This is a genomic window from Pectobacterium fontis (genome assembly GCF_000803215.1).
In the GTDB taxonomy this organism is placed as follows: domain Bacteria; phylum Pseudomonadota; class Gammaproteobacteria; order Enterobacterales; family Enterobacteriaceae; genus Pectobacterium; species Pectobacterium fontis.
The window spans coordinates 44346-64907 of record NZ_JSXC01000014.1 but is presented as its reverse complement, the minus strand read 5'-3'; the positions used below and the strand labels follow the sequence as shown (position 1 = coordinate 64907).

General features: G+C 50.9%; 14 protein-coding genes. 3 read left to right on the top strand and 11 right to left on the bottom strand.

Annotated features, from left to right (window positions below):
- Positions 1-70: 70 nt before the first annotated feature.
- The 6 genes from proY to phoB form a co-directional block, all read right to left on the bottom strand.
- Positions 71-1447, bottom strand: a complete 1377-nt coding sequence (gene proY / locus OI69_RS04770; RefSeq protein ID WP_039346767.1) for a proline-specific permease ProY — start codon at positions 1445-1447, stop codon at positions 71-73.
- 141 nt (positions 1448-1588) lie between these two features.
- Positions 1589-2908 (bottom strand): branched-chain amino acid transport system II carrier protein, encoded by a 1320-nt coding sequence (gene brnQ, locus OI69_RS04765; protein WP_039346765.1) that lies wholly within the window; start codon positions 2906-2908, stop codon positions 1589-1591.
- A gap of 479 nt (positions 2909-3387) precedes the next feature.
- Positions 3388-4494, bottom strand: coding sequence for a cobalamin-independent methionine synthase II family protein (locus OI69_RS04760; RefSeq protein WP_039346763.1), 1107 nt, complete (start codon positions 4492-4494; stop codon positions 3388-3390).
- A 242-nt stretch (positions 4495-4736) separates the two neighbouring features.
- On the bottom strand, positions 4737-5675 hold the full coding sequence (locus tag OI69_RS04755) for a PstS family phosphate ABC transporter substrate-binding protein (protein WP_039346761.1): 939 nt from the start codon (positions 5673-5675) through the stop codon (positions 4737-4739).
- Between the two features lie 15 nt (positions 5676-5690).
- On the bottom strand, positions 5691-7013 hold the full coding sequence (gene phoR, locus OI69_RS04750; protein ID WP_039346760.1) for a phosphate regulon sensor histidine kinase PhoR: 1323 nt from the start codon (positions 7011-7013) through the stop codon (positions 5691-5693).
- A gap of 27 nt (positions 7014-7040) precedes the next feature.
- On the bottom strand, positions 7041-7730 hold the full coding sequence (phoB, locus tag OI69_RS04745) for a phosphate response regulator transcription factor PhoB (protein WP_039346757.1): 690 nt from the start codon (positions 7728-7730) through the stop codon (positions 7041-7043).
- 284 nt (positions 7731-8014) lie between these two features.
- Here phoB and sbcD point away from each other — a divergent pair, with 284 nt between their 5' ends.
- Positions 8015-9241 (top strand): exonuclease subunit SbcD, encoded by a 1227-nt coding sequence (gene sbcD / locus OI69_RS04740; protein WP_039346908.1) that lies wholly within the window; start codon positions 8015-8017, stop codon positions 9239-9241.
- Positions 9238-12921, top strand: coding sequence for an SbcC/MukB-like Walker B domain-containing protein (locus OI69_RS04735; RefSeq protein ID WP_039346755.1), 3684 nt, complete (start codon positions 9238-9240; stop codon positions 12919-12921). Before sbcD ends, OI69_RS04735 begins: the two co-directional genes overlap by 4 nt.
- 3 nt (positions 12922-12924) lie before the next feature.
- Here the strand turns inward: OI69_RS04735 and mak are convergent, their stop codons facing one another.
- A complete protein-coding gene (gene mak, locus OI69_RS04730) occupies positions 12925-13836 on the bottom strand; it encodes a fructokinase (RefSeq protein WP_039346753.1) in 912 nt (303 codons plus the stop codon).
- Between the two features lie 321 nt (positions 13837-14157).
- On the opposite strand from mak, the gene rdgC reads away from it, so the two are divergent.
- The gene (gene rdgC / locus OI69_RS04725) at positions 14158-15087 is read left to right on the top strand and encodes a recombination-associated protein RdgC (protein ID WP_039346752.1); all 930 of its coding nucleotides are present in this window, start codon (positions 14158-14160) and stop codon (positions 15085-15087) included.
- Between the two features lie 93 nt (positions 15088-15180).
- Here the strand turns inward: rdgC and OI69_RS04720 are convergent, their stop codons facing one another.
- The 4 genes from OI69_RS04720 to OI69_RS04705 all read right to left on the bottom strand — a co-directional run bounded on the left by OI69_RS04720 (position 15181) and on the right by OI69_RS04705 (position 19809).
- Positions 15181-16971, bottom strand: coding sequence for a methyl-accepting chemotaxis protein (locus OI69_RS04720; RefSeq protein WP_039346751.1), 1791 nt, complete (start codon positions 16969-16971; stop codon positions 15181-15183).
- Between the two features lie 588 nt (positions 16972-17559).
- Positions 17560-17844: a pyrimidine/purine nucleoside phosphorylase gene (gene ppnP / locus OI69_RS04715; protein WP_010298499.1), complete on the bottom strand. Its 285-nt coding sequence runs from the start codon at positions 17842-17844 to the stop codon at positions 17560-17562.
- Positions 17845-17982: 138 nt separating this feature from the next.
- Positions 17983-18504 carry a shikimate kinase AroL gene (gene aroL / locus OI69_RS04710; protein ID WP_039346748.1) on the bottom strand — a complete coding sequence of 174 codons (522 nt, stop codon included), beginning with the start codon at positions 18502-18504 and terminating at the stop codon, positions 17983-17985.
- Positions 18505-18759: 255 nt separating this feature from the next.
- Complete coding sequence (locus tag OI69_RS04705) at positions 18760-19809, bottom strand: type II asparaginase (protein ID WP_039346746.1); 1050 nt, start codon at positions 19807-19809, stop codon at positions 18760-18762.
- Positions 19810-20562: the final 753 nt, after the last annotated feature.

The window sequence follows — 20562 nt, the reverse complement described above, 5'->3', positions numbered from 1 at the left end:
CCCCCTGTGTTTCCCCTAATAACGGGCTTAAGTAATCAGTATTACTCCAATGGAGCGCCAAGCGACTACCTTAATTCTGCACAGCTACCGCGTTCTGGCGCTTCTTCTTCCAGACATAGCCCACTAAAAGCAGCACTATCCAGATAATACCGACATACAGCGACACACGCGTATCCGGGAAGTAACCGATCAGACCGATGATAAAGAACAGGAAGATAATGCCGCACACGGAGGTTGCGATCCCCCCACGCAACGGAAACGCCAGCGCCTTCACCTCATCCGCGCTCAGACGGCGACGGAACGCAATCTGAGAAAACAGAATCATGATCCACACCCACACCGTCGCAAATGTTGCCAGTGAAGCAATCACCAGGAAAACCTTGCCGGGCATAATGTAGTTCAGGTACACCGCCACCAGCAGCGCCGTCATCATCACGACGACCGTTACCCACGGAATACCGCGTTTGGAAATGCGGCTAAACACTTTCGGCGCATGCCCCTGTTCCGCCATTCCATGCAGCATACGTCCCACACCGAAAACATCACTGTTAATCGCCGACAGCGACGCGGTAATCACAACAAAATTCAGGATACCCGCCGCCGCGGTAATCCCCATATGCTGGAACGTCAGCACGAACGGACTGCCATTGGTGCCGACCTGATTCCACGGATAAATCGACATAATGACGAACAGCGTGCCGACATAGAACACCAGAATACGCCACGGTACAGAGTTAATGGCGCGCGGGATGGATTTATGCGGATCTTTGGCCTCACCAGCGGTAATTCCAATGATCTCCACGCCGCCATACGCAAACATCACCAGTTGCAGCGAAAGGATCATCCCCATCACGCCGTTACTGAAGAACCCACCATTGCTCCAGAGATTGTGGATGCCCGTCGGTTCGCCGCCGTTGCCAATTCCCCAAACGATGATGCCAACCCCGGCAACAATCATGATGATAATGGTGGCAACCTTGAAGAAGGAGAGCCAGAACTCCAGTTCACCGAAGGCTTTCACATTCATCAGGTTAATGGCACCAATGATGAGTACCACACTCAAAACCCACACCCAGTGTGGCACGGCAGGGAACCAGACGCCCATATAGATGCCAAACGCGGTCACATCGGCAATCGCGACAATCAGCATCTCAAAGCAGTAGGTCCAACCAGTTATGTACCCCGCCAATGGCCCAAGATAGTCCTGTGCATAGCGGGAAAACGAACTGGATTGCGGATTGTGTACCGACATTTCGCCCAGTGCACGCATGATGATATACGCGACGACTCCGCCGATCAGATAAGCCAATAACACACTGGGGCCGGCCATTTGGATCGCGCTCGCAGAACCATAAAAAAGACCGGTTCCGATCGCCGAGCCGAGGGCGATAAAGCGAATATGCCGCGTGCTTAACCCACGCTTGAGCTTGGAGGATGGTTGTTCCATTGATAAGCAACCCTGTCTTATAGAAAGAAAAACATTACAAAAAGAAAAACCACAGGCAAATACCTGTGGTACAGAGACCCAACACGGTGCCGAAGCCGTACGATATTCATACTGCGCCAGCGCTATCAGGCGTTAACGATATTATTGATGTACCGTCACTTCCTGACGACCACAAAGTCTGTCATAAATCACTGCAACCAGTAAAATCAGCAGTGACGGCGGTAGCCAGGCCAAGCCTTGCTCACTCAACGGCAGGTTGAGGCTCCACTCTGGCAACAACGCTTTGAAAGCCGACGATTTTATACCATCAATCATGCCAAATAACAGACTGACTAACATGACGGGCGCCACAATACGTGAAACACTATTCCACCAACGCAGCGTAAAACTCAGCAAAACCAGAATGATACACGGGGGGTAAATCGCCGTCAGTACGGGAATGGAAAGTTGAATCAGATGGCTCAGCCCCAGATTAGACACCACCATCGAGAATATCCCCAACACAAACACCAGCGTGCGGTAAGACAACGGCAGGTATTGCGCAAAGAATTCAGCACACGCACAGGTTAACCCCACCGCCGTCACCAGACAGGCGATAAAGATTAACAACGCCAGGAAGCTGCTTCCCATGTTACCGAACGTATGTTGTACATAGGCATGGAGAATCTCTGCGCCGTTTTGCGCCTGCGGCACCAGTTCACCACTGACAGATCCGAGTTGGAACAGGCTCAGATAGACTAGAGTTAGACCGATACCCGCAATTAACCCAGCCCATATGGTATAACGGGTCAGCAGTTCAGGGCTTGATACCCCGCGTGAACGCGCGGCATTGACAATCACGATACCAAAAACCATCGCACCCAGGGTATCCATCGTCAGATAGCCGTTGATGAAGCCATTAGAAAACGGTAGATGTTCATATACTTCTGTCGCAGGTATAGGCGTACCCGCAGGCCACAGCACTGCCGCAATACCCAGTACCGCCAGAGCAATAATCTTCAACGGCGCCAGCACATGGCCGACCGTATCCAACAATTTTCCTGGATACAGGGAAATCGCGATAACAATAGCAAAGTAGATCAGGCTATAAACCAGTAAAGGAGAAGCTCCGCTGCCGACCAACGGTGCCAGACCGACTTCAAACGACACGGTTGCGGTGCGAGGTGTCGCAAACAATGGCCCAACGGCCAGATAGCACACGGTCGCCAGAACCACACCAGCCTTTTTACCAATCGGCGAACTCAACGCATCGACACCACCGCCAACCCGGGCAAGCGCGATCACAGTCAGCACCGGTAGACCTACTGCCGTCAGCAAAAAGCCGACTGCGGCTGTCCAAACATGCTCTCCGGCCTGCAATCCGACCATCGGCGGGAAAATAATATTTCCGGCCCCCACGAATAAAGCAAAGGTCATAAAACCTAATGCCACAATATCTTTGGAAGTTAAACGATGACTCATAGTGATGTCGTGTTGCCTGTATCAAATCGATAAAAAGGAAGCTGTACTATTTATCTTATCGCCACCTCACGTTAGTGATTCGGGTGACAGACAAACCTGCCAACGCACATGTAACGTGAAGTATGGCGAGTATAGAGGAGTTATTTTTTGCACAGCCATATTGGGTGCTAAGTAAAACGTTTATAGCGTAAAAAGACAAGTACCGATCAAAAAACCAGAGTATTAAGCCTAATAATGTAAAAAAATAAGAATATAAATTGGTTTATCATGATTTGCATAACACATGATTTGCGCATTTATCGATATTTCATTGCAATAAAACTAACAAAAAATGGCACAAAATGCGCCATTCCATCATAAAAAAAACATATTTCACAAAACATCGCGGGAAGAGGACAGGATCGCAGCCACAAAAAAGGCCGGATCCTATGATCCAGCCTCTGTATTTCCATTGCAGAAATAAGGTTACTTATTCGGTATCACCACACGCGATTGGCGATATCCACCACCAGTTTCAGCTTATTCCACTGCTGCGCTTCCGTCAGACTGTTGCCCTCTTCCGTCGACGCAAACCCACACTGTGGGCTAAGGCAAATCTGGCTGATATCGACATATTTTGCCGCTTCCGCGATACGCGCCTGCACCACGTCTGCTTTTTCCAGTTCACCGTTCTTGGTGGTGATCAGTCCCAGCACCACCTGCTGATGGCCCGGCTTCACAAAACGCAGCGGCTCAAATCCCCCTGCTCGTTCGGTATCGTATTCCAGGAAGAAGGCATCGACATTCACTTCACCGAACAGAATTTCTGCAACAGGCTCGTACCCACCTTCAGAAATCCAGGTCGAACGAAAATTACCGCGACAAACGTGTAAACCGATAACCAGATCGGCCGGTTTATCAGCCAGTGCGTTATTCAGCACATCAGCATACGTCCGTGCCAGTTGCGCGGGATCTTCACCACGTTCACGGATCTGGCGCTTTTGATCGTCAGAGCACAGGTAGGCCCACACGGTGTCATCCAGTTGTAGGAAACGGCAGCCAGCATCATAAAATGCGTGGATCGCATCCCGCCAGGTTTTCGCCAGATCGTCGAAATAGTCAGCCAGATCGGGATAAACCGTCGCATCAATCGCTTTCCGCCCACCGCGAAAATGCATCACGCTAGGGCTGGGGATCGTCATTTTCGCGACCGCATCGCCAGAAATGCTGTTCAGGTAACGAAAATGATCGAGCATCGGGTGCTGCGGATTAAAACTGACTTTATCCACGACGCGAATCGCATGAGATTTCGTCTGGATACCGTTGAATTGAATTCCGTGCTCAGCTTCGTAGCGCTCCACGCCATGCAGATCGGCAAAGAAGTCGAAGTGCCACCAGGCACGACGCAGCTCACCATCCGTCACAACCTGCAAGCCCGCTTCGCGCTGCTTTTCTACCACGCGCAGAATCTCACGATCTTCAATATTGCGCAGCGTGGCATCATCAATCTCGCCAGCCTGATGCTGAAGGCGTGCCTGTTTAATCGCTGCCGGACGCAAGAAACTGCCGACGGTATCAGCACGGAAAGGGGGTAATCTGTTCGCCATGTGTCGCTCCTGACAGGTTGCCAGCACTCGTCTTCAGGAAAACAGTATGCTGACAGATAGTTTCAATATGAAATATTTGCCCAGAGAGATAGTTGCACTTAATTTTATTTAGCCATCTGGACGTCTAAATTAAGGCCTATCCTGTCACGTAGATAAGCGCAGAGCAATGGAAGATTTTTCACATCACATGAGGAAAATTCATGCAAGGTAAAAATATCACAACATATTGATACGAAAATAAATTATTTCGACAGGCCAATCAGTTGACGCGCCTGACGGCGCGTTTCTTCCGGTAGCGGCAAATAGCCATCCTGATTCACCAGCGACTGCCCCGTTTCAGACAGCACGCGCGCCAAAAATGCCGCTGTCAGCGCTTCCAGCGGTTGGCCAGGCGCTTTATTCACGTAGATGTAGAGATAACGGGTATAAGGGTATAAACCGCTGCGGATGTTTTCAGTCGAGGGGTAAATGTAGTCGGTGCCTTGTGCGGCTAACGGCAGCATTCTCACGCCGCTGGTGCGAAAGCCTACGCTGGCATAGCCGATGGCATCGGTTGATGCGGCGACCGCCTGCACGACAGAGGCAGACCCCGGTAGCTCATTGACTTGGGGAAGGAAGTCGCCACGACACAGCGCTTTTTGTTTGAAGAACCCATAAGTTCCCGACGCAGAGTTTCGCCCATAGCGCAATAGCGTGCGCGTTTCCCAACTGCCGTGCAGACCGAGATCGCCCCACTGTTTTATCGGCAGGTGATGGCTACAGCGCTGCGTAATCGAAAAGATGGCGTCCAACTGCGACACATTCAGCCCAGGCAGCGGATTATCCTGATTGACCAACACAACCAGCGCATCCATCGCCACCGGCACGGCCAACGGCGGATAGCCATAATGCTGGACAAATGCCTCAATTTCACTGGCCTTCATCGCCCTGCTCATCGGCCCAAGCTGCGCGGCCCCCGACGCCAGAGACGTCGGGGCAGAGGACGATCCGGCAGCCTGAATTTGTAAATTTACGTTGGGATAATGCTGGCTGAAATCCGCTGCCCAAAAGGCCATCAGATTAGCCAGCGTATCAGAGCCAGCACTGGAGAGGTTACCCGCCAGCATCTGACGAGGTTGCGCAAAGCAACTCGCGCTAAACAGCAGTAAAAAAGCGCCCGCGATACGAATGGCGGATGTCATGGATAGCGTTTTCCATCAGGCTGAAGGTTTCACCGTATTTTCAGTCAGAGAGGTAGGAACAATCAACCGATTCGGCAACGTAAAGACAAAACGCGACCCCGCGCCATCTTCACTCATGATCTCCAGACGGGCATCATGATGGCTGAGCGCATGCTTAACAATCGCCAGCCCCAACCCGCTGCCGCCCGTCTGCCGTGAACGCGCCTTATCCACGCGATAAAAACGCTCGGTCAGGCGCGGCAGATGCTCAGCGGCAATTCCCGGCCCGTTATCGCTGACCTGAAATTGCGCCCCCTGTGGGATAGTCTGCCAGCAGACTTCGATACGCGTTCCCGCTGGCGTATGGTTGACGGCGTTATACACCAGATTGGATACCGCACTACGTAGCTGTTCTTCATTACCAAACACGCGGAGGTTCTCGTTCACACGAAAGACAATCTCATGACGCCCCTGACTCAGGGTCTGCGCTTCGCGCTGCAATACGCGCAACATCAGTGGAATATCGACTTTTTCATTCAGATCGATCGCCGTCGCGGCCTCAATGCGGGACAACGTCAGCAGTTGTTTCACCAGCCCATCCATACGTCGAGTCTGCTCCTGCATGGTATTCAACGCCTTCCCTCGTAGCGCCGCATCCAGCGTTTCTTCCTGCATCATTTCCAGATAGCCCTGCAACACCGTCAGCGGGGTACGCAGTTCATGGCTCACATTGGCAAAAAAGTTACGTCTTGCGCCTTCGAGCTGGTGCATTTGCGTAATATCACGCACCACCATCAGGAGTTGGCCTTCAGAATAGGGCATCACGCGGAATTCAACATGGTGAGCATTATTCAACTGCAAGGTGAGAGGACGGCTAAAGTCCTGCCCTTTCATGTAATTGGTGAATTCGGGATAACGTAATAAGTTGAGGATATTCTGACCGTTATCTTCCGGCCAGCGGAAATTTAACAGGTGCTGCGCCAGATGATTACACCAGAAGATCGTGCCTTCTTCGGTGGTGATCACCACGGCATCGGGTAAAGATTCAGCCCCGCTGCGAAACCGTTTGATCAGGAGCGCCAGTTCCCGACGTCGGCGTCGGTTGCGCAACTGCATCTGATAAAGCCCGTAGAACAGTGGTTCCCAGCTCCAGCGGCCAGGCGGTGGCGTCATACTGCGGTCAACCCACAGCCAATAAGAGAGTTTGAGCTGGTTATAAAAATTCCAGCAAAGCAGGCTCAATACAGCGACCAGCAGAAACCAGGGCAGATAGCCAAAAATCAGCCCCAACAACAACGCGGGCAAACAAAAAAAAGCCAGCTCCAATGCCAGCCTTTTCCAAGATAAACGTTCTAGCACGTTAATATTTCTCCGGTTACGCTCACCTCAGTAACGTGTTGAAAAACGGTAGCCCGTTCCCCGAACGGTTTGCACCATTTTGTCATGTCCACTGGTTTCCAGCGCTTTACGCAGGCGACGAATATGCACGTCGACAGTACGATCCTCAACATAAACGTTAGTGCCCCAAACGTGATTCAGCAACTGTTCCCGGCTATAAACACGTTCAGAATGCGTCATAAAGAAATGCAGCAGTTTAAATTCCGTTGGCCCCATGTCCAATGCGTGCTCTTCGGTCGTCACGCGATGCGAGGAAGGATCGAGGCTCAGGCCACGCATTTCAATCACTTCTTCCACCGCCATCGGTGAAATACGGCGCATCACGGCTTTGATACGCGCCACCAATTCTTTGGGGGAAAACGGCTTGGTAATGTAATCATCCGCCCCCACTTCAAGCCCACGCACGCGGTCTTCTTCCTCACCCCGCGCGGTCAACATCATCACTGGAATATCGCGCGTTAGCGCCTCGCGCTTCATGTGCTTGATGAATTGCAAGCCCGAACCACCTGGCAGCATCCAGTCCAATAACACCAGCTCAGGGAACGGCTCCGACAACTGCATTACCGCGCTGTCATAATCTTCGGCTTCAACTGGCTGATAACCATTTTGCTCCAGTACAAAGCAGACCATTTCACGAATTGGTGCTTCATCTTCCACGACTAATATGCGTTTTGCCATTGTTAATCCTGTCGTTAATCATCGGCGCTGTTAGCAGGCGAAAAGCATTATGCGTCAGTTTTATGACATATTTATGAAAAACACACCGCCCTTGTCGCACGCTGTTACAGCGCATACATCCGATTTTTCGAGCCGCTTTCCAAACTCTTGATTCCATCGCGACAGCCGTCCTCCCTGCTATATATAATCATGGCATGACGATGACAGAGCGCCACGGCAACGGTACACCATTTCATATAATGAATAATGACAACGCCACGCGGCATGAATATCGAGAGAACACGATGCGCATTATCCACACCGCCGATTGGCATTTAGGGCAATATTTTTATACCAAAAGCCGTGCTGCTGAGCACGAGGCTTTTCTGCGCTGGCTTATCGCTCAGGTGGAGCAACATCAGGTCGATGCCATTATCGTTGCAGGCGATATTTTTGATAACGGCTCGCCTCCCAGTTATGCGCGGGAAATGTATTATCGCTTCGTGGTAGAACTTCAACGCACAGGCTGCCAGCTCGTCATCCTCGGCGGTAACCACGATTCTGTCGCGATGCTGAATGAGTCTCGTGATTTGCTGGCCTGCCTGAACACGCGGGTCATTGCCTGCGCTGGCGACTCCCCGGCTAAACAGGTTCTCCTGCTGGAAAACCGTCACCAGAAGCCGGGCGCCCTGCTCTGCGCTATTCCGTTTTTACGCCCGCGTGATGTATTGACCAGCAAAGCTGGACAATCCGGGGATGAAAAACAGTTGGCGCTACAGGAAGCCATTACCGCGCACTACCAACAGTGTTACCAACTGGCTTGCCAAAAGCGTGATGAACTAGGCCTGCCGCTGCCGATTATTGCCACCGGTCATCTGACGACGATTGGCGCAACCGCCTCGGAATCCGTGCGCGATATTTATATTGGTACGCTCGATGCTTTCCCCGCACACGCTTTTCCTCCTGCGGATTATATCGCGCTCGGGCATATTCACCGCCCACAGCGCGTGACCCAAAGCGAGCACATTCGTTACAGCGGGTCGCCTATCCCGCTAAGTTTTGATGAACTCAACAGCGAAAAGTCCATCTGTCTGGTGAGTTTTGCACCGGGTTCGCCAGCCCAGATAGAAACGCTGCCTATTCCCGTCACTCAGCCGATGCAATTGATTAAAGGCAGCCTGAACGATATTGAACGCCAACTGGCGACTTTTCAGAACTATCAGGGAGATAAGCCCGTCTGGCTAGATATCGAAATCAACACGCAGGATTACCTGAGCGATATGCAGAAACGTATTCAGGAGATGACCGCACATCTACCCGTTGAGGTGCTTCTGCTGCGCCGCACGCGTGAACAGCGTCTGCAAGCCCTGACCCGACAGAACAAAGAAACACTCAATGAATTGAGCGTACATGACGTTTTTGAACGTCGCCTGGCAACGGAGACAGAAATGGAAGAAGGTCGCCAACTGCGCATTCGCACGTTGTTTAATCAGGTTACTGATGAAGTGAAAAATAGCGAGTCTGCCCAATGAAAATCCTCAGTCTGCGCTTAAAAAACCTCAATGCGCTAAAAGGTGAATGGAAGATCGATTTCACGCAGGAGCCGTTTTCCAGCAACGGATTGTTTGCGATTACTGGTCCAACAGGCGCAGGAAAAACCACGCTGCTGGATGCCATCTGTCTGGCGCTGTACCACGAAACGCCGCGGCTTGGCCTACTTTCCGCCAGCCAAAATGACCTGATGACGCGTAATACCGCTGAGTGTCTCGCCGAGGTGGAGTTTGAGGTCAAAGGCGTCGGATATCGCGCCTTTTGGAGCCAGCGTCGGGCAAAAAATGCCCCAGACGGCAATTTACAGTCCCCCAAGGCCGAACTCGCCCTCATTGAAGACGGTAAAATCCTGAGTGAAAAGCTCAATGATAAGAAAGACAGGGTCACACAGCTTACCGGACTGGATTTCGCTCGTTTCACTCGCTCCATGATGCTATCGCAGGGGCAATTTGCCGCCTTCCTCAACGCAAAAGCAGACGACAGAGCGGAATTACTGGAAGAGCTAACAGGAACGGATATTTATGGCCTGATTTCCGAACGCGTCTATGACAAACACAAACAGGCAAACGTCGCATTGAGCACGCTACAGGCGCGTGCATCAGGTATTCAGTTGTTGACCGATGAACAGCGTCAGCAGGTAGGAGAACAGCTTGCCAACTTAATCCAGCAGGAGCAACAGGGTAATGTCAAACGTGAGCACGCACTGACAACACTACGCTGGTTTGAGCAACTGACGCAGCGGCAAATACAGCTAAGCAACACGCAGGCACAACAGGCAAGCGCCGAATCGGCCATCCAACAAGCCAGGCCACAGCTCGACAGATTAGCCAGCAGCGAACCCGCAGAAAAACTAAGACCGCTATATCAGGAACAAGAGCGTTATCGACAGGAGTCACTCGCGCTCACCCAGCAGATTGAACAACTGACCGCGAAACAGGCCGCCGAGCAAATAACGCTGACAATGCTACGCCAGCAGGAAGAAAAATCGGAACAGGACGTTAGTGAGCACCAACAGATACGACAGCAGCAAGAGCAGTTGATCAACGAGCAGGTTGTGCCACTTGACCATCGTATTGCCACGCTAGAGCAGCAAAAAAGCCAGCAGCAGAGCGAGTTGGAAAAAACGCAGGCTCGCCTGCATGCCGACGAAAGCAAACAAACGCAGAAAGCGGCGGAGCAACAGCAGGCTAAACGGCTGCTTGAACAAATCCAGTCGTACCGCCAGCAACACGCACATCATCAACAGTGGGGAGAGCAACTTCCTCTGTGGCGTACCCAGTTTCGACAGTTGCACCAACTTCAGGATGAACAACAGAAGCTGAACAAAAAACAGGCGCAACACACCGAACAATCGGCGATGTTACAGCAAGAGGTGGGCACGCTGGCAGCACAGCGGCACGAACAGCAAGCCATCGTTGATACAGCCCGCCAGCAGTTCATGCAACACGATGAAACGCGACAACATCAGGAAACACAGCAGCCGATTTCCACGCTACACCAACAGCTTAATCACCACATTGACCAGCGAAGCACGCGCCAACAGCTCGCGACCATCAGTGACCAGTGCCAGCGTCTTCATGTTCGCAAGCAGCAATACCTCGCCAGACAAGGCGAGATACAAAAGCATGTCAGCCAGTCTGAAGGATTACGGAAACAGCAACAGTCTGAGTATGAACAGCGCCGCCAGCATCTGGCCGATCTGGAAACGTTGTACAGGCAGGAAGAACATATCGTTAAGTTGGAAGCCGAACGGCAACGATTACAGGCTGGCGATCCCTGCCCACTGTGCGGTTCAACCGAGCATCCGGCAATTGAACGTTATCAGGCGCTGCAACCGTCCGAAACCCAACAGCGACTGACAGCGCTACAGTGGGAAGTAAACCAGTTAACGACCTCACTGGCTAATACGACGGCACAACTGGCCTCGCTAGAGCAGCAGCGGGAACAGCTACAACAAGATATCGATCAGATCGATAGCGAACATCAAACCCTGCTGCAACAGTGGCAAGATATCAGTGAGCGCTTACAAGTTCATTACACGCTGGAGCAGCAAGACGAGATCGCAGCCTGGCTTGCACACAGTGAAACCGAAGAACAGAACATTCGACAGCGGATTAGCGCACGCGAACAGCAACAGAAACAGTGGCAGGAAAGTAAGGATTCACTGACCGCCGCAGAGGGATCGCTGCGAGAACTCGACCAGAAAATCGCGCTGAGTAGCCAGCAGCAAACCTCGCTACACGCTATACAGAAAGAAACGACCCAGTCGCTGCAAAACGTGCAACGGCAGCTCATGCAGCACACTCAGGAAATCACCCGGGTGCTGGCAAACGCGAACCTTCTTCTACCGGAAGCCGACGCACAGGAGAACTGGTTAGCTCAGCGTGAGGCTGAATGGCAACACTGGAAAACTCAAGAACAGGAGCAAACGCGCTTAATTCCACTGTTAGCCACGCTGGAAAGCGATCTTCAACATCTGTATCACAGCGTGACCGAGGCAACGCAGCAACGACAGGCGCAACAACAACAATTGGCGCAGCACAACACGTTGCTCAACGCGAATCAACAAGAACGGCAGGCGCTGTTTGGTGACAGGCAAACCGCAACCGTGCGCGAACAGCTACAGCAAATCAGCCAGCAGTACGACAACGCACTCCGGTTAGCCCAGTCAGCTCGCCAGCAAACGGAAACCACGTTGAGCCGCCTGACGGGAGAACTGACCCGCACGCAACAGCAGCATGAGCAGTGCATGCATCAACGTGATAGTTCAACCGAACGCTTTCATCAGGCTTTACAGCAAAGCACTTTTGCTGATGAAAGCGCGTTCCTGACCGCGCTGCTTGATGAACAAGAACGACAAACATTGCAGACATTGAAAGAAAAACTGCATCAGGGTTTGCAACAGGCAGCGGCACTTCACCAGCAGGCGGAACAGGATTGGCTCGCCCATCAACAAAAGCGACCAACGTCTTTACCGGAAGAGGCCACGCAGGAAGCAACACAGCAGCAGTTGGCAGAGCAGGATGACGCGCTGAAAGCCAACCTGAGGCAACAGGGTGAATTGCAGCGTCAATTGGCCGATGACCAACAGCATCGCCAGAACCAGCAGACGTTGCTTAACGAAATTGCCCAAAGCCAGCAAATGTATGATGACTGGAGCTATCTCAATACGCTCATCGGCTCACAAAGCGGGCATAAATTCCGCAAATTTGCTCAGGGACTCACGCTGGATCATCTGACCTATCTCGCAAATATCCAGCTTTCACGCCTGCACGATCGTTACCAGCTAAAACGTAAACCCGGTGGAGAACTGGAACTGCTGGTGACGGATACCTGGCAAGCAGATGCCGAGCGCGACACCAAAACACTGTCAGGCGGTGAAAGCTTTTTGGTCAGTTTGTCGCTGGCACTGGCGCTCTCCGATCTGGTCAGCCATAAAGCCAGCATCGACTCTCTGTTTCTGGATGAAGGCTTTGGCACACTGGATGCCGAAACGCTGGATATTGCGCTCGACGCACTTGATAACCTGAACGCCTCCGGTAAAACCATCGGCGTCATTAGTCATGTCGAAGCCATGAAGGAACGTATTCCGGTACAGATCAAAGTGCAGAAGATTAACGGGCTGGGCATTAGCCGACTGGCACCGCAGTACGCCGTTTAGCCATTACTCCGTCTTTGGCCATAGCCAGGCGGCCCCTCGCACCCCGCTGGAGTCGCCGTGTATCGCCTGACGCACAGGCGTTTCGCACTCGCCACCGAAGATCCACGGTTTAATTTTGTCCGGCACAGTCTGGTATAGACGGGAAACATTGCTCATTCCGCCCCCCAGCACCACCACATCAGGGTCAAGCAGGTTAATCACATGCGCCAGCGATTTTGCCAGGCGATGTTCATAGCGCTGCAATGCCAGTTCAGCGGTCGGATCGCCTTGCGCCACTAAGGCCATGATTGCCTCGCCCTTGAGCGGCTTGCCACTAAGATGCTGATAATCCAGCGCGAACCCCGTACCGGAGATAAAGGATTCAATGCAGCCAGACTTACCGCAGTAGCAAGGCACCGTCGGTCGATAGCGCAGTTCATCATCATCCATCCAGGGCAGCGGATTATGCCCCCACTCACCCGCAATCCCGTTACCGCCGACGTGAGCCTGACCGTTCAACGCAATGCCCGATCCGCAACCGGTGCCGATGATCACCGCGAAGACGGTCTGTTTCCCTGCCCCAGCACCATCAACGGCTTCTGAAACGGCGAAACAGTTCGCATCATTGGCGACCCGCACGGGACGATTCAGCAGCGCGGCTAGATCGCGATCCAACGCCTGACCGTTGAGCCAGGTAGAATTGGCGTTTTTCACCTTACCAGTAAACGGCGACAGCGTACCGGGGATCCCCACACCGACGCTACCGTGGCTGCCGGTTGCTTTTTCTGCCATCTCCACCAGCGTAGCGATGGTTCTTAGCGTTGCCGGATAGTCATTTCTTGGCGTCGGCATACGCTGCCGAAAACGTTCCAGCCCCGCGTCGTCCAGCGCAATGACTTCCGTTTTTGTGCCGCCCAGATCGATACCGATTCTCATGATGTCTCCCCATGTGTTGGAAATAGGTCCTGTAAGTTTGTCGCCGACCTGAAAACGTTTTTATAGAGATATGTACCCTGAATTATTCGGGTTGCAGGCAAGCGGTCTGCCAGCCAGCAATAAGCCGAATATTGCCAACGCACATGCAGCTTGAAGTATGACGAGAATAATCAGAGAAACCAATCAACCGCCCCCCAAAACGTGATAGGTATTCCTCTGAATCCCAGTATTTTATTCCACATTACCGCCCCGAATTCGTTATCATGCGCGCAACATTAAAAACCCGCGTGCAAACCTGCGCGCCCAGTCAGGGATAACACCATGTTGTGGTTTAAAAACTTAATGATTTACCGCCTAAGCCGGGACAGCGCGCTGTCCAAAGATAACGTGTTGTCTGCGGATGAAATGGAAAAACGGCTCGGTGCCTTCGCATTCACCCCGTGTGGCAGTCAGGATATGATGAAAACGGGTTGGGTATCGCCGATGGGATCGCATAGCGATGCGTTAACGCACGTCGTGAATGGGCAAATCGTTATTTGCGCCCGCAAAGAAGAAAAAATTCTCCCTTCTCCGGTCATCAAGCAAACCCTTCAGGCCAAAATTGAACGTCTGGAAGCGGAACAACACCGTAAGCTGAAAAAAACCGAAAAAGACTCGCTGAAAGATGAAGTGCTACATAGCCTACTGCCGCGTGCGTTCAGCCGTTTCAGCCAGATCTGGCTGTGGATTGATACGGTTAATGGCCTGATTATGGTCGATGCTGCCAGCGCCAAAAAAGCGGAAGATACACTGGCGCTGTTGCGTAAAACGCTGGGTTCTTTGCCTGTCGTGCCGCTGACGATGGAAAACCCCATCGAGCTGACGCTCACCGAGTGGGTGCGATCCGGTGAACCCGCGGCCGGTTTCACACTCCAGGATGAAGCTGAACTGAAAGCCATTCTGGAAGACGGCGGCGTTATCCGTTGCAAAAAACAGGATTTGGTCTGCGATGAAATTGCCGTGCATATTGAAGCCGGTAAGCTGGTCACCAAGTTGGCGCTGGACTGGCAGGAGCGTATTCAACTGGTTTTATCCGAGGATGGTTCAGTAAAACGGCTGAAGTTCTCAGATACGCTGCGGGAACAGAATGACGATATCGATCGGGAAGATTTTGCGCAGCGCTTTGATGCCGATTTCATTTTGATGACCAGCGAACTGGCAGCCTTGATTGCGAATCTGATTGAAGCATTAGGCGGAGAAGCCCAGCGTTAATACTGGCGGTTATTGAAGCTGATAGTTGTTACAGCCAGTTATTGCCCGCCACCGTTCTGGTCGCGGGCAAGACATTTTAATTAACGGGATCCGTTAAACCCGGAATGCCCCGACAACGGCGTTCAGTTCTTCAGCCTGTGATTGCAACGCCCCTGATGCAGCAGCGGATTCCTGTACCAGCGCCGCGTTTTGTTGCACCATCGAATCCAACTGCGCGACCGCTTTATTGATTTCATTAATGCCGCGCATTTGCTCATCCGCCGCATGTGTGATTTCAGACATCACCGTGCTCACCGTAGATACGCCACCGACAATTTCATTCATCTTGTCGCTGGCCTGACGTACCTGCACAGATCCAGACGTTACGCTGGAGACGGTCGATTCAATCAGCTCTTTAATTTCTTTTGCGGCCTGTGCGCTACGCTGTGCCAGACTGCGAACTTCACCAGCAACAACGGCGAAACCACGTCCCTGTTCACCCGCACGCGCGGCTTCTACCGCAGCGTTAAGTGCCAGAATGTTAGTCTGGAACGCAATACCATCGATCACACCGATGATATCGCCGATTTTGCCAGATGCGACGACGATCTCTTCCATGGTGACAATAACATCAGACACCACTTTTCCGCCCGTGCCGGCATCTTTCGACAACAGCAATGCTTTGGCATTAACCTGCTGCGCCGATCCGGCCGACTGTGTCACCGCCGCAGAAATTTCTTCCAGCGACGCCGCCGTCTGCTGAATGCTCGACGCCGCAGATTCAGTACGCGCCGAAAGATCGTTGTTCCCCATCGAAATTTCATCCGCCGCTACCTGAAGCGAGGCGCTGATATCCCGAATCTGAATCATGACCTGACTGATCTTATCGACAAAAATATTAAACGAACGAGCAATCTGCGCGACTTCATCCTGTCCTTCATCCGGCAACCGTTGCGTCAGATCGTTATTGCCGTTACTGATATCATCCATTGCATCGCGGATTTGCAGCAGACGCCTGAGCGTTGACGTGATAATGAAGCCAATAATCAACGTTCCCAGCAGCGCGATGGAAACCAGCGTAATAACCGATGTGGAAAGCAGAGAATGCATGCCTGCGGTCGCTTCGACTTTGTCCAACGCCACCAGCATGTACCAATTCGTGCCAGCAATCGGTTTTGCCAACACCAGCTTTGTCACCCCGGAAAAATCCACATCATGAGCGCGGTCTGCTGAAAGGATCTCGCCAAGCTTAATCGCGGGAGCAATATCGGTAATGTTTTTTAGCGTCAGTTTCTCATCTGGATGGGCAATGATCGTGCCGCTACGATCAATCAATACGCCAAAACTCCCTGGGCTTGGGTTGATGGCTTTGACATTTTCGATCACGCTTTTCATCGTGACGTCGCTACCGACGACGCCCCGAACCGCCCCGCCTTCCACGACGGACACAACAAAAGAAACCACCAGCGTATTCGTTACCATATCCACGTACGGCTCAGTCACTAATGGCTTGCCCTCTTTTACTGCCTGCTGATACCAAGGTCTAACGGTAGGATTGTAATCAGCAGGAATACCACCAGGATCGGCGAACTTGGCCGTGCCATTCGCGTAGCCCATGTATACGTTCAGAAACCCGCCAGATGCCGTGATCTGTTTAAACAACGGGATAGGGTCTTCATCCTTGATAGCGCGGTCATGCAGCGCAGAGATCATCAACGTTTTAGAAGCAACCCAGTCACTAATAGCGATGCTATGGCTAGTGGCCACCGCATCCAACGTATTTTGGATCGATTCCTTATTCGCATTGTTGGCTATGGTGTAGTTAAGGAAAGTATTAATAACAAGAGAAAGTATAACAATGGTAGAACAGGCCGCAAGAATGCGGGAACGGGTTGTTTTCAGCATAAAATACTCTTTGCATAGAATAGTTATACTATCCATAACGGCACAAAAAAATAAAACTTGAATACGTTCACATCCTACCAACACCATTTATCTTAAAACCCAGAATAATCATTACTATGTTCAAGAAGGCCTTGATGTAAAAAAAGACATCACAGTGATTTCAAATAAATAATCAATATAAAAACCCAAGAAATCAAATAAAAAAAGAACAAAATACCGTCATATTTCATAAGATAAAATTATTAATAAATATCTAAATTTATTATATTTTAACAATTACGGGATTATTCCTAATAATATCCTTATTCTTTTACGCGATTAATTAATCAACACAATTAAATAAAATAACTCATATATGGCATTCGTTCATCGTGTTGTAAAAAGAATCGAAGGCTTACCGGTAGATAATTATGCTAAAAATAATTGGGTTCTATTTATTTTTATGCTGAAACATAACGTTTGAATAACGCGATAACAGAATAAAGGGGGAAAACGAGGGAATGACACAGCATCAGCATAAAAAACGCCGCGTTATGTAACACACAACACGGCGAGGAAACGAGGTAAATGATAAAAATAAAACAGAGATTATAGGTACTTACACAGATAAGAAGTCGGTTCGACTACCTGCAAATTGAACTCGCTTTTTCCCGGAACGAAAAACGTTTCTCCCGGTGTGAAAACCTGCCAATCCGGTGAACCAGGTAACAACACTTTCAATGCCCCCGTGATGACCGTCATTTCTTCCGGCTGCCCGGTTCCAAACGTGTATTCACCCGCATCCATGACGCCGACACTGGCGCGACCAATGCTGTCGCCTTCAAAACCGATTGACTTGACCTTCCCTGCAAAATACTCATTTACATTCAGCATAGCGCGGCACCTATCGTCGAAAAATTCAGGAAATTCATCTTAAAAGGAGAGTTGAGCCACTGTCACGATCTATTCATTCAAAGTTAGTGCTCAGTAACACTGATTGATGAATATTTTACCAGTCCTCTACTGACTCTCCTATGCTGCCGACGAGCGCAGCACCTTCAGCACACTTGCTACTATCGCTTCCGGCGTCTGCGATGCATCAATAACGTGATGTGCAACCCCACGATAAAGTGCTTCACGCGCAGCCAATACATCGGCCATTTCCTCAGCAATGGGGCGCCCCGTCAGCGTGGGACGCTGGTTGTCCTGCGGGTTCTCTTCCAGCCGTTGAGCCAGCAGCTCTGCATCCGCATGGAGGTAAATGACGGTGCCTTTCTCATGCATAAAGCGCCGATTGGCTTCCGCCAACACCATGCCGCCACCTGTCGCGACGATATAGCGGTTAGACGTCACCTGCTGAAGCGCCAGGCTTTCACGCTGGCGAAAACCGTGCCACCCTTCCTGCGCGACCACATCCGCAACCGTCATATTGGTTGTTTGCTGCATAAACAGGTCGGTATCGACAAAGTCATAGCCTAACGCCTGCGCCAGTTGATGCCCAACGGTGGTCTTTCCACAGCCTCTGGCACCAACCATAAAAATGGGGTGTGTCATGTAATGACGTATCCTTCTTCTTTACTCACCTGCCCCCTCATACTTCAAATTGCACGCGCGCTGGCGATCCGCAGCCCGAACGATTTCCAGTATCAGAGATAATGAGTGATTACCTGCTTTGTCGTGGGCTGAATCATACCGATAAAATCAACGGACAGGGAAGTGACTTCTCAGCGGAAACGAAAGTTGAATGGCCAGAAGTAAAAAACCCCGCATTTAACGGCGGGGTTATCACACGATAAACCGCTCAGACGATTAATACGTGTGGAAATAATCCTGAATCACTGCGGGGTTCGTCGTTTTTGTCAGCGCCAGCATCAGCAGAATGCGTGATTTAGCCGGGTTCAGAGAATCGGCAACCAGACCTGGCTGACCCGCATCCGGTGGAACGATACCGTTACCGGTACGGCTGGAACGTACGACAACGATGCCTTTGCTTTCCGCTTTACGGATGCCGGCGTCACCACGTTTGGACACGCTACCTGCCCCCATACCCGCATAGACAATGCCTTTTACGCCATGTTTGATGGCCGCGTCATACATGTATTCGGGATCGTCTTGATAGCCATAAATGATATCGACGGCAGGCAGTTTATCGACGTTGCTCACGTCAAACACCGAACGCGTGGTGTGAATTTTATCCAAACGCGTCTGGTAGTAAACGTTGTCGCCAATGATCACGCCCAGATAACCTTCCTCCGGCGCTTTAAAAGTATCCAGCGTAGAGGCGTTGGTTTTGCTGATGAAACGGGCAGAGCCGATACGGTCATTCAGCACCACCATCACGCCACGGCCACGGGAGTTCTTATCCGCAGCGACTTTTACCGCACCGTACAGGTTCATCGGGCCATCGGCACTGATTGCCGTTGCCGGACGCATCGCCGCAGCAAAGACCACGGGTTTGTCACTCTTGACCGTCAGGTTCAGGAAATAAGGTGATTCGTCGAGTGTATCCGTACCGTGCGTAATCACCACGCCATCGACATCGCTGCGCGCCAGCAGTTCATTCACGCGTTTACTCAGTTTCAGCAGTACATCGCTGGTCATATTCTCACTGCCGATGCTGGCAACCTGCTCGCCAGAGATATTGGCAAGCGTTTTCAGTTCCGGCACCGCTTGAATCAACGTATCGACGCCCAGCGCACCCGCTTTATAGCCCGTGGTTTGGGTGTTGGCTGCAGCGGAACCCGCAATCGTACCGCCCGTTGCCAGAATGACAATGTTAGGTCGATTTTCTGCTGCATTGGCCAGAGATGAAAAACAAACAAAAACAAAAACGAATAATGCGTTAAACATCCTTTTCATAAGCTATACCAACTTATTAAGTTAAGTGGCAGACCAGATATGTCAGGTGCCTGATCTGTAAATAAAAAACCTCAACTCTGTTGGCTACCCACCAACATTGGCGCTTATAATGCCTGAGAATTCAATGAATTAATATATGCTAGTCAGGCTTCTCATTAGCGGTGTGCCATGACTCACAGCACCGTGTTACAGAGCGCCGGCCTCAGCCCAAAAGCGTTTGATATTCCATCCTGTAGACGATATTCACAAGGCACCTGGATACACCTCCGGCTTAAATGATTAGAAAAAGTGATGAATTATCGTAGCTAATTATCGTTTTTATGACAACGTACCGCGTTAATCCTCTCGCTTTATCAGCAAAAAACAAAAAACACAAATTGATACAATAAGAAAAAACAAAGACCCCACACCCGAAAAGGAATTCATGAACCCCATCACATTAACGCTTATGGGAACGCCTCTTATATGCCATGAATAGATGAACAAATACAAAAATAATCTATTGATTAATAATCAAATAACCCGAAAAAACCAACAAGATAAGGAAAAAACGTCTCTTTTAATCGTTTTTCGTATTTTTATTTTCAAAATATTTCAAAAAAATTGGATTTTTGCGTAAAGCGTACCTATACCTATCAAGGCTCGGGTAAACATCATCTCGACGATCTAGTCCTCATGGAAGAGAGATACACAGCAATATATTTAGCCATTCTTACTGTTTCAGATTTCTTAACCAGGTCTATTTCGCGCTTC

Coding starts and splice junctions, on each gene's coding strand:
- rdgC (WP_039346752.1), top strand. CDS start 14,158: ATGTTGTGGTTTAAAAACTTAATGATTTACCGCCTAAGCCGGGACAGC.
- ppnP (WP_010298499.1), bottom strand. CDS start 17,844: ATGCTGAATGTAAATGAGTATTTTGCAGGGAAGGTCAAGTCAATCGGT.
- OI69_RS04705 (WP_039346746.1), bottom strand. CDS start 19,809: ATGAAAAGGATGTTTAACGCATTATTCGTTTTTGTTTTTGTTTGTTTT.
- proY (WP_039346767.1), bottom strand. CDS start 1,447: ATGGAACAACCATCCTCCAAGCTCAAGCGTGGGTTAAGCACGCGGCAT.
- OI69_RS04735 (WP_039346755.1), top strand. CDS start 9,238: ATGAAAATCCTCAGTCTGCGCTTAAAAAACCTCAATGCGCTAAAAGGT.
- OI69_RS04755 (WP_039346761.1), bottom strand. CDS start 5,675: ATGACATCCGCCATTCGTATCGCGGGCGCTTTTTTACTGCTGTTTAGC.
- aroL (WP_039346748.1), bottom strand. CDS start 18,504: ATGACACACCCCATTTTTATGGTTGGTGCCAGAGGCTGTGGAAAGACC.
- phoB (WP_039346757.1), bottom strand. CDS start 7,730: ATGGCAAAACGCATATTAGTCGTGGAAGATGAAGCACCAATTCGTGAA.
- mak (WP_039346753.1), bottom strand. CDS start 13,836: ATGAGAATCGGTATCGATCTGGGCGGCACAAAAACGGAAGTCATTGCG.
- sbcD (WP_039346908.1), top strand. CDS start 8,015: ATGCGCATTATCCACACCGCCGATTGGCATTTAGGGCAATATTTTTAT.
- OI69_RS04760 (WP_039346763.1), bottom strand. CDS start 4,494: ATGGCGAACAGATTACCCCCTTTCCGTGCTGATACCGTCGGCAGTTTC.
- brnQ (WP_039346765.1), bottom strand. CDS start 2,908: ATGAGTCATCGTTTAACTTCCAAAGATATTGTGGCATTAGGTTTTATG.
- OI69_RS04720 (WP_039346751.1), bottom strand. CDS start 16,971: ATGCTGAAAACAACCCGTTCCCGCATTCTTGCGGCCTGTTCTACCATT.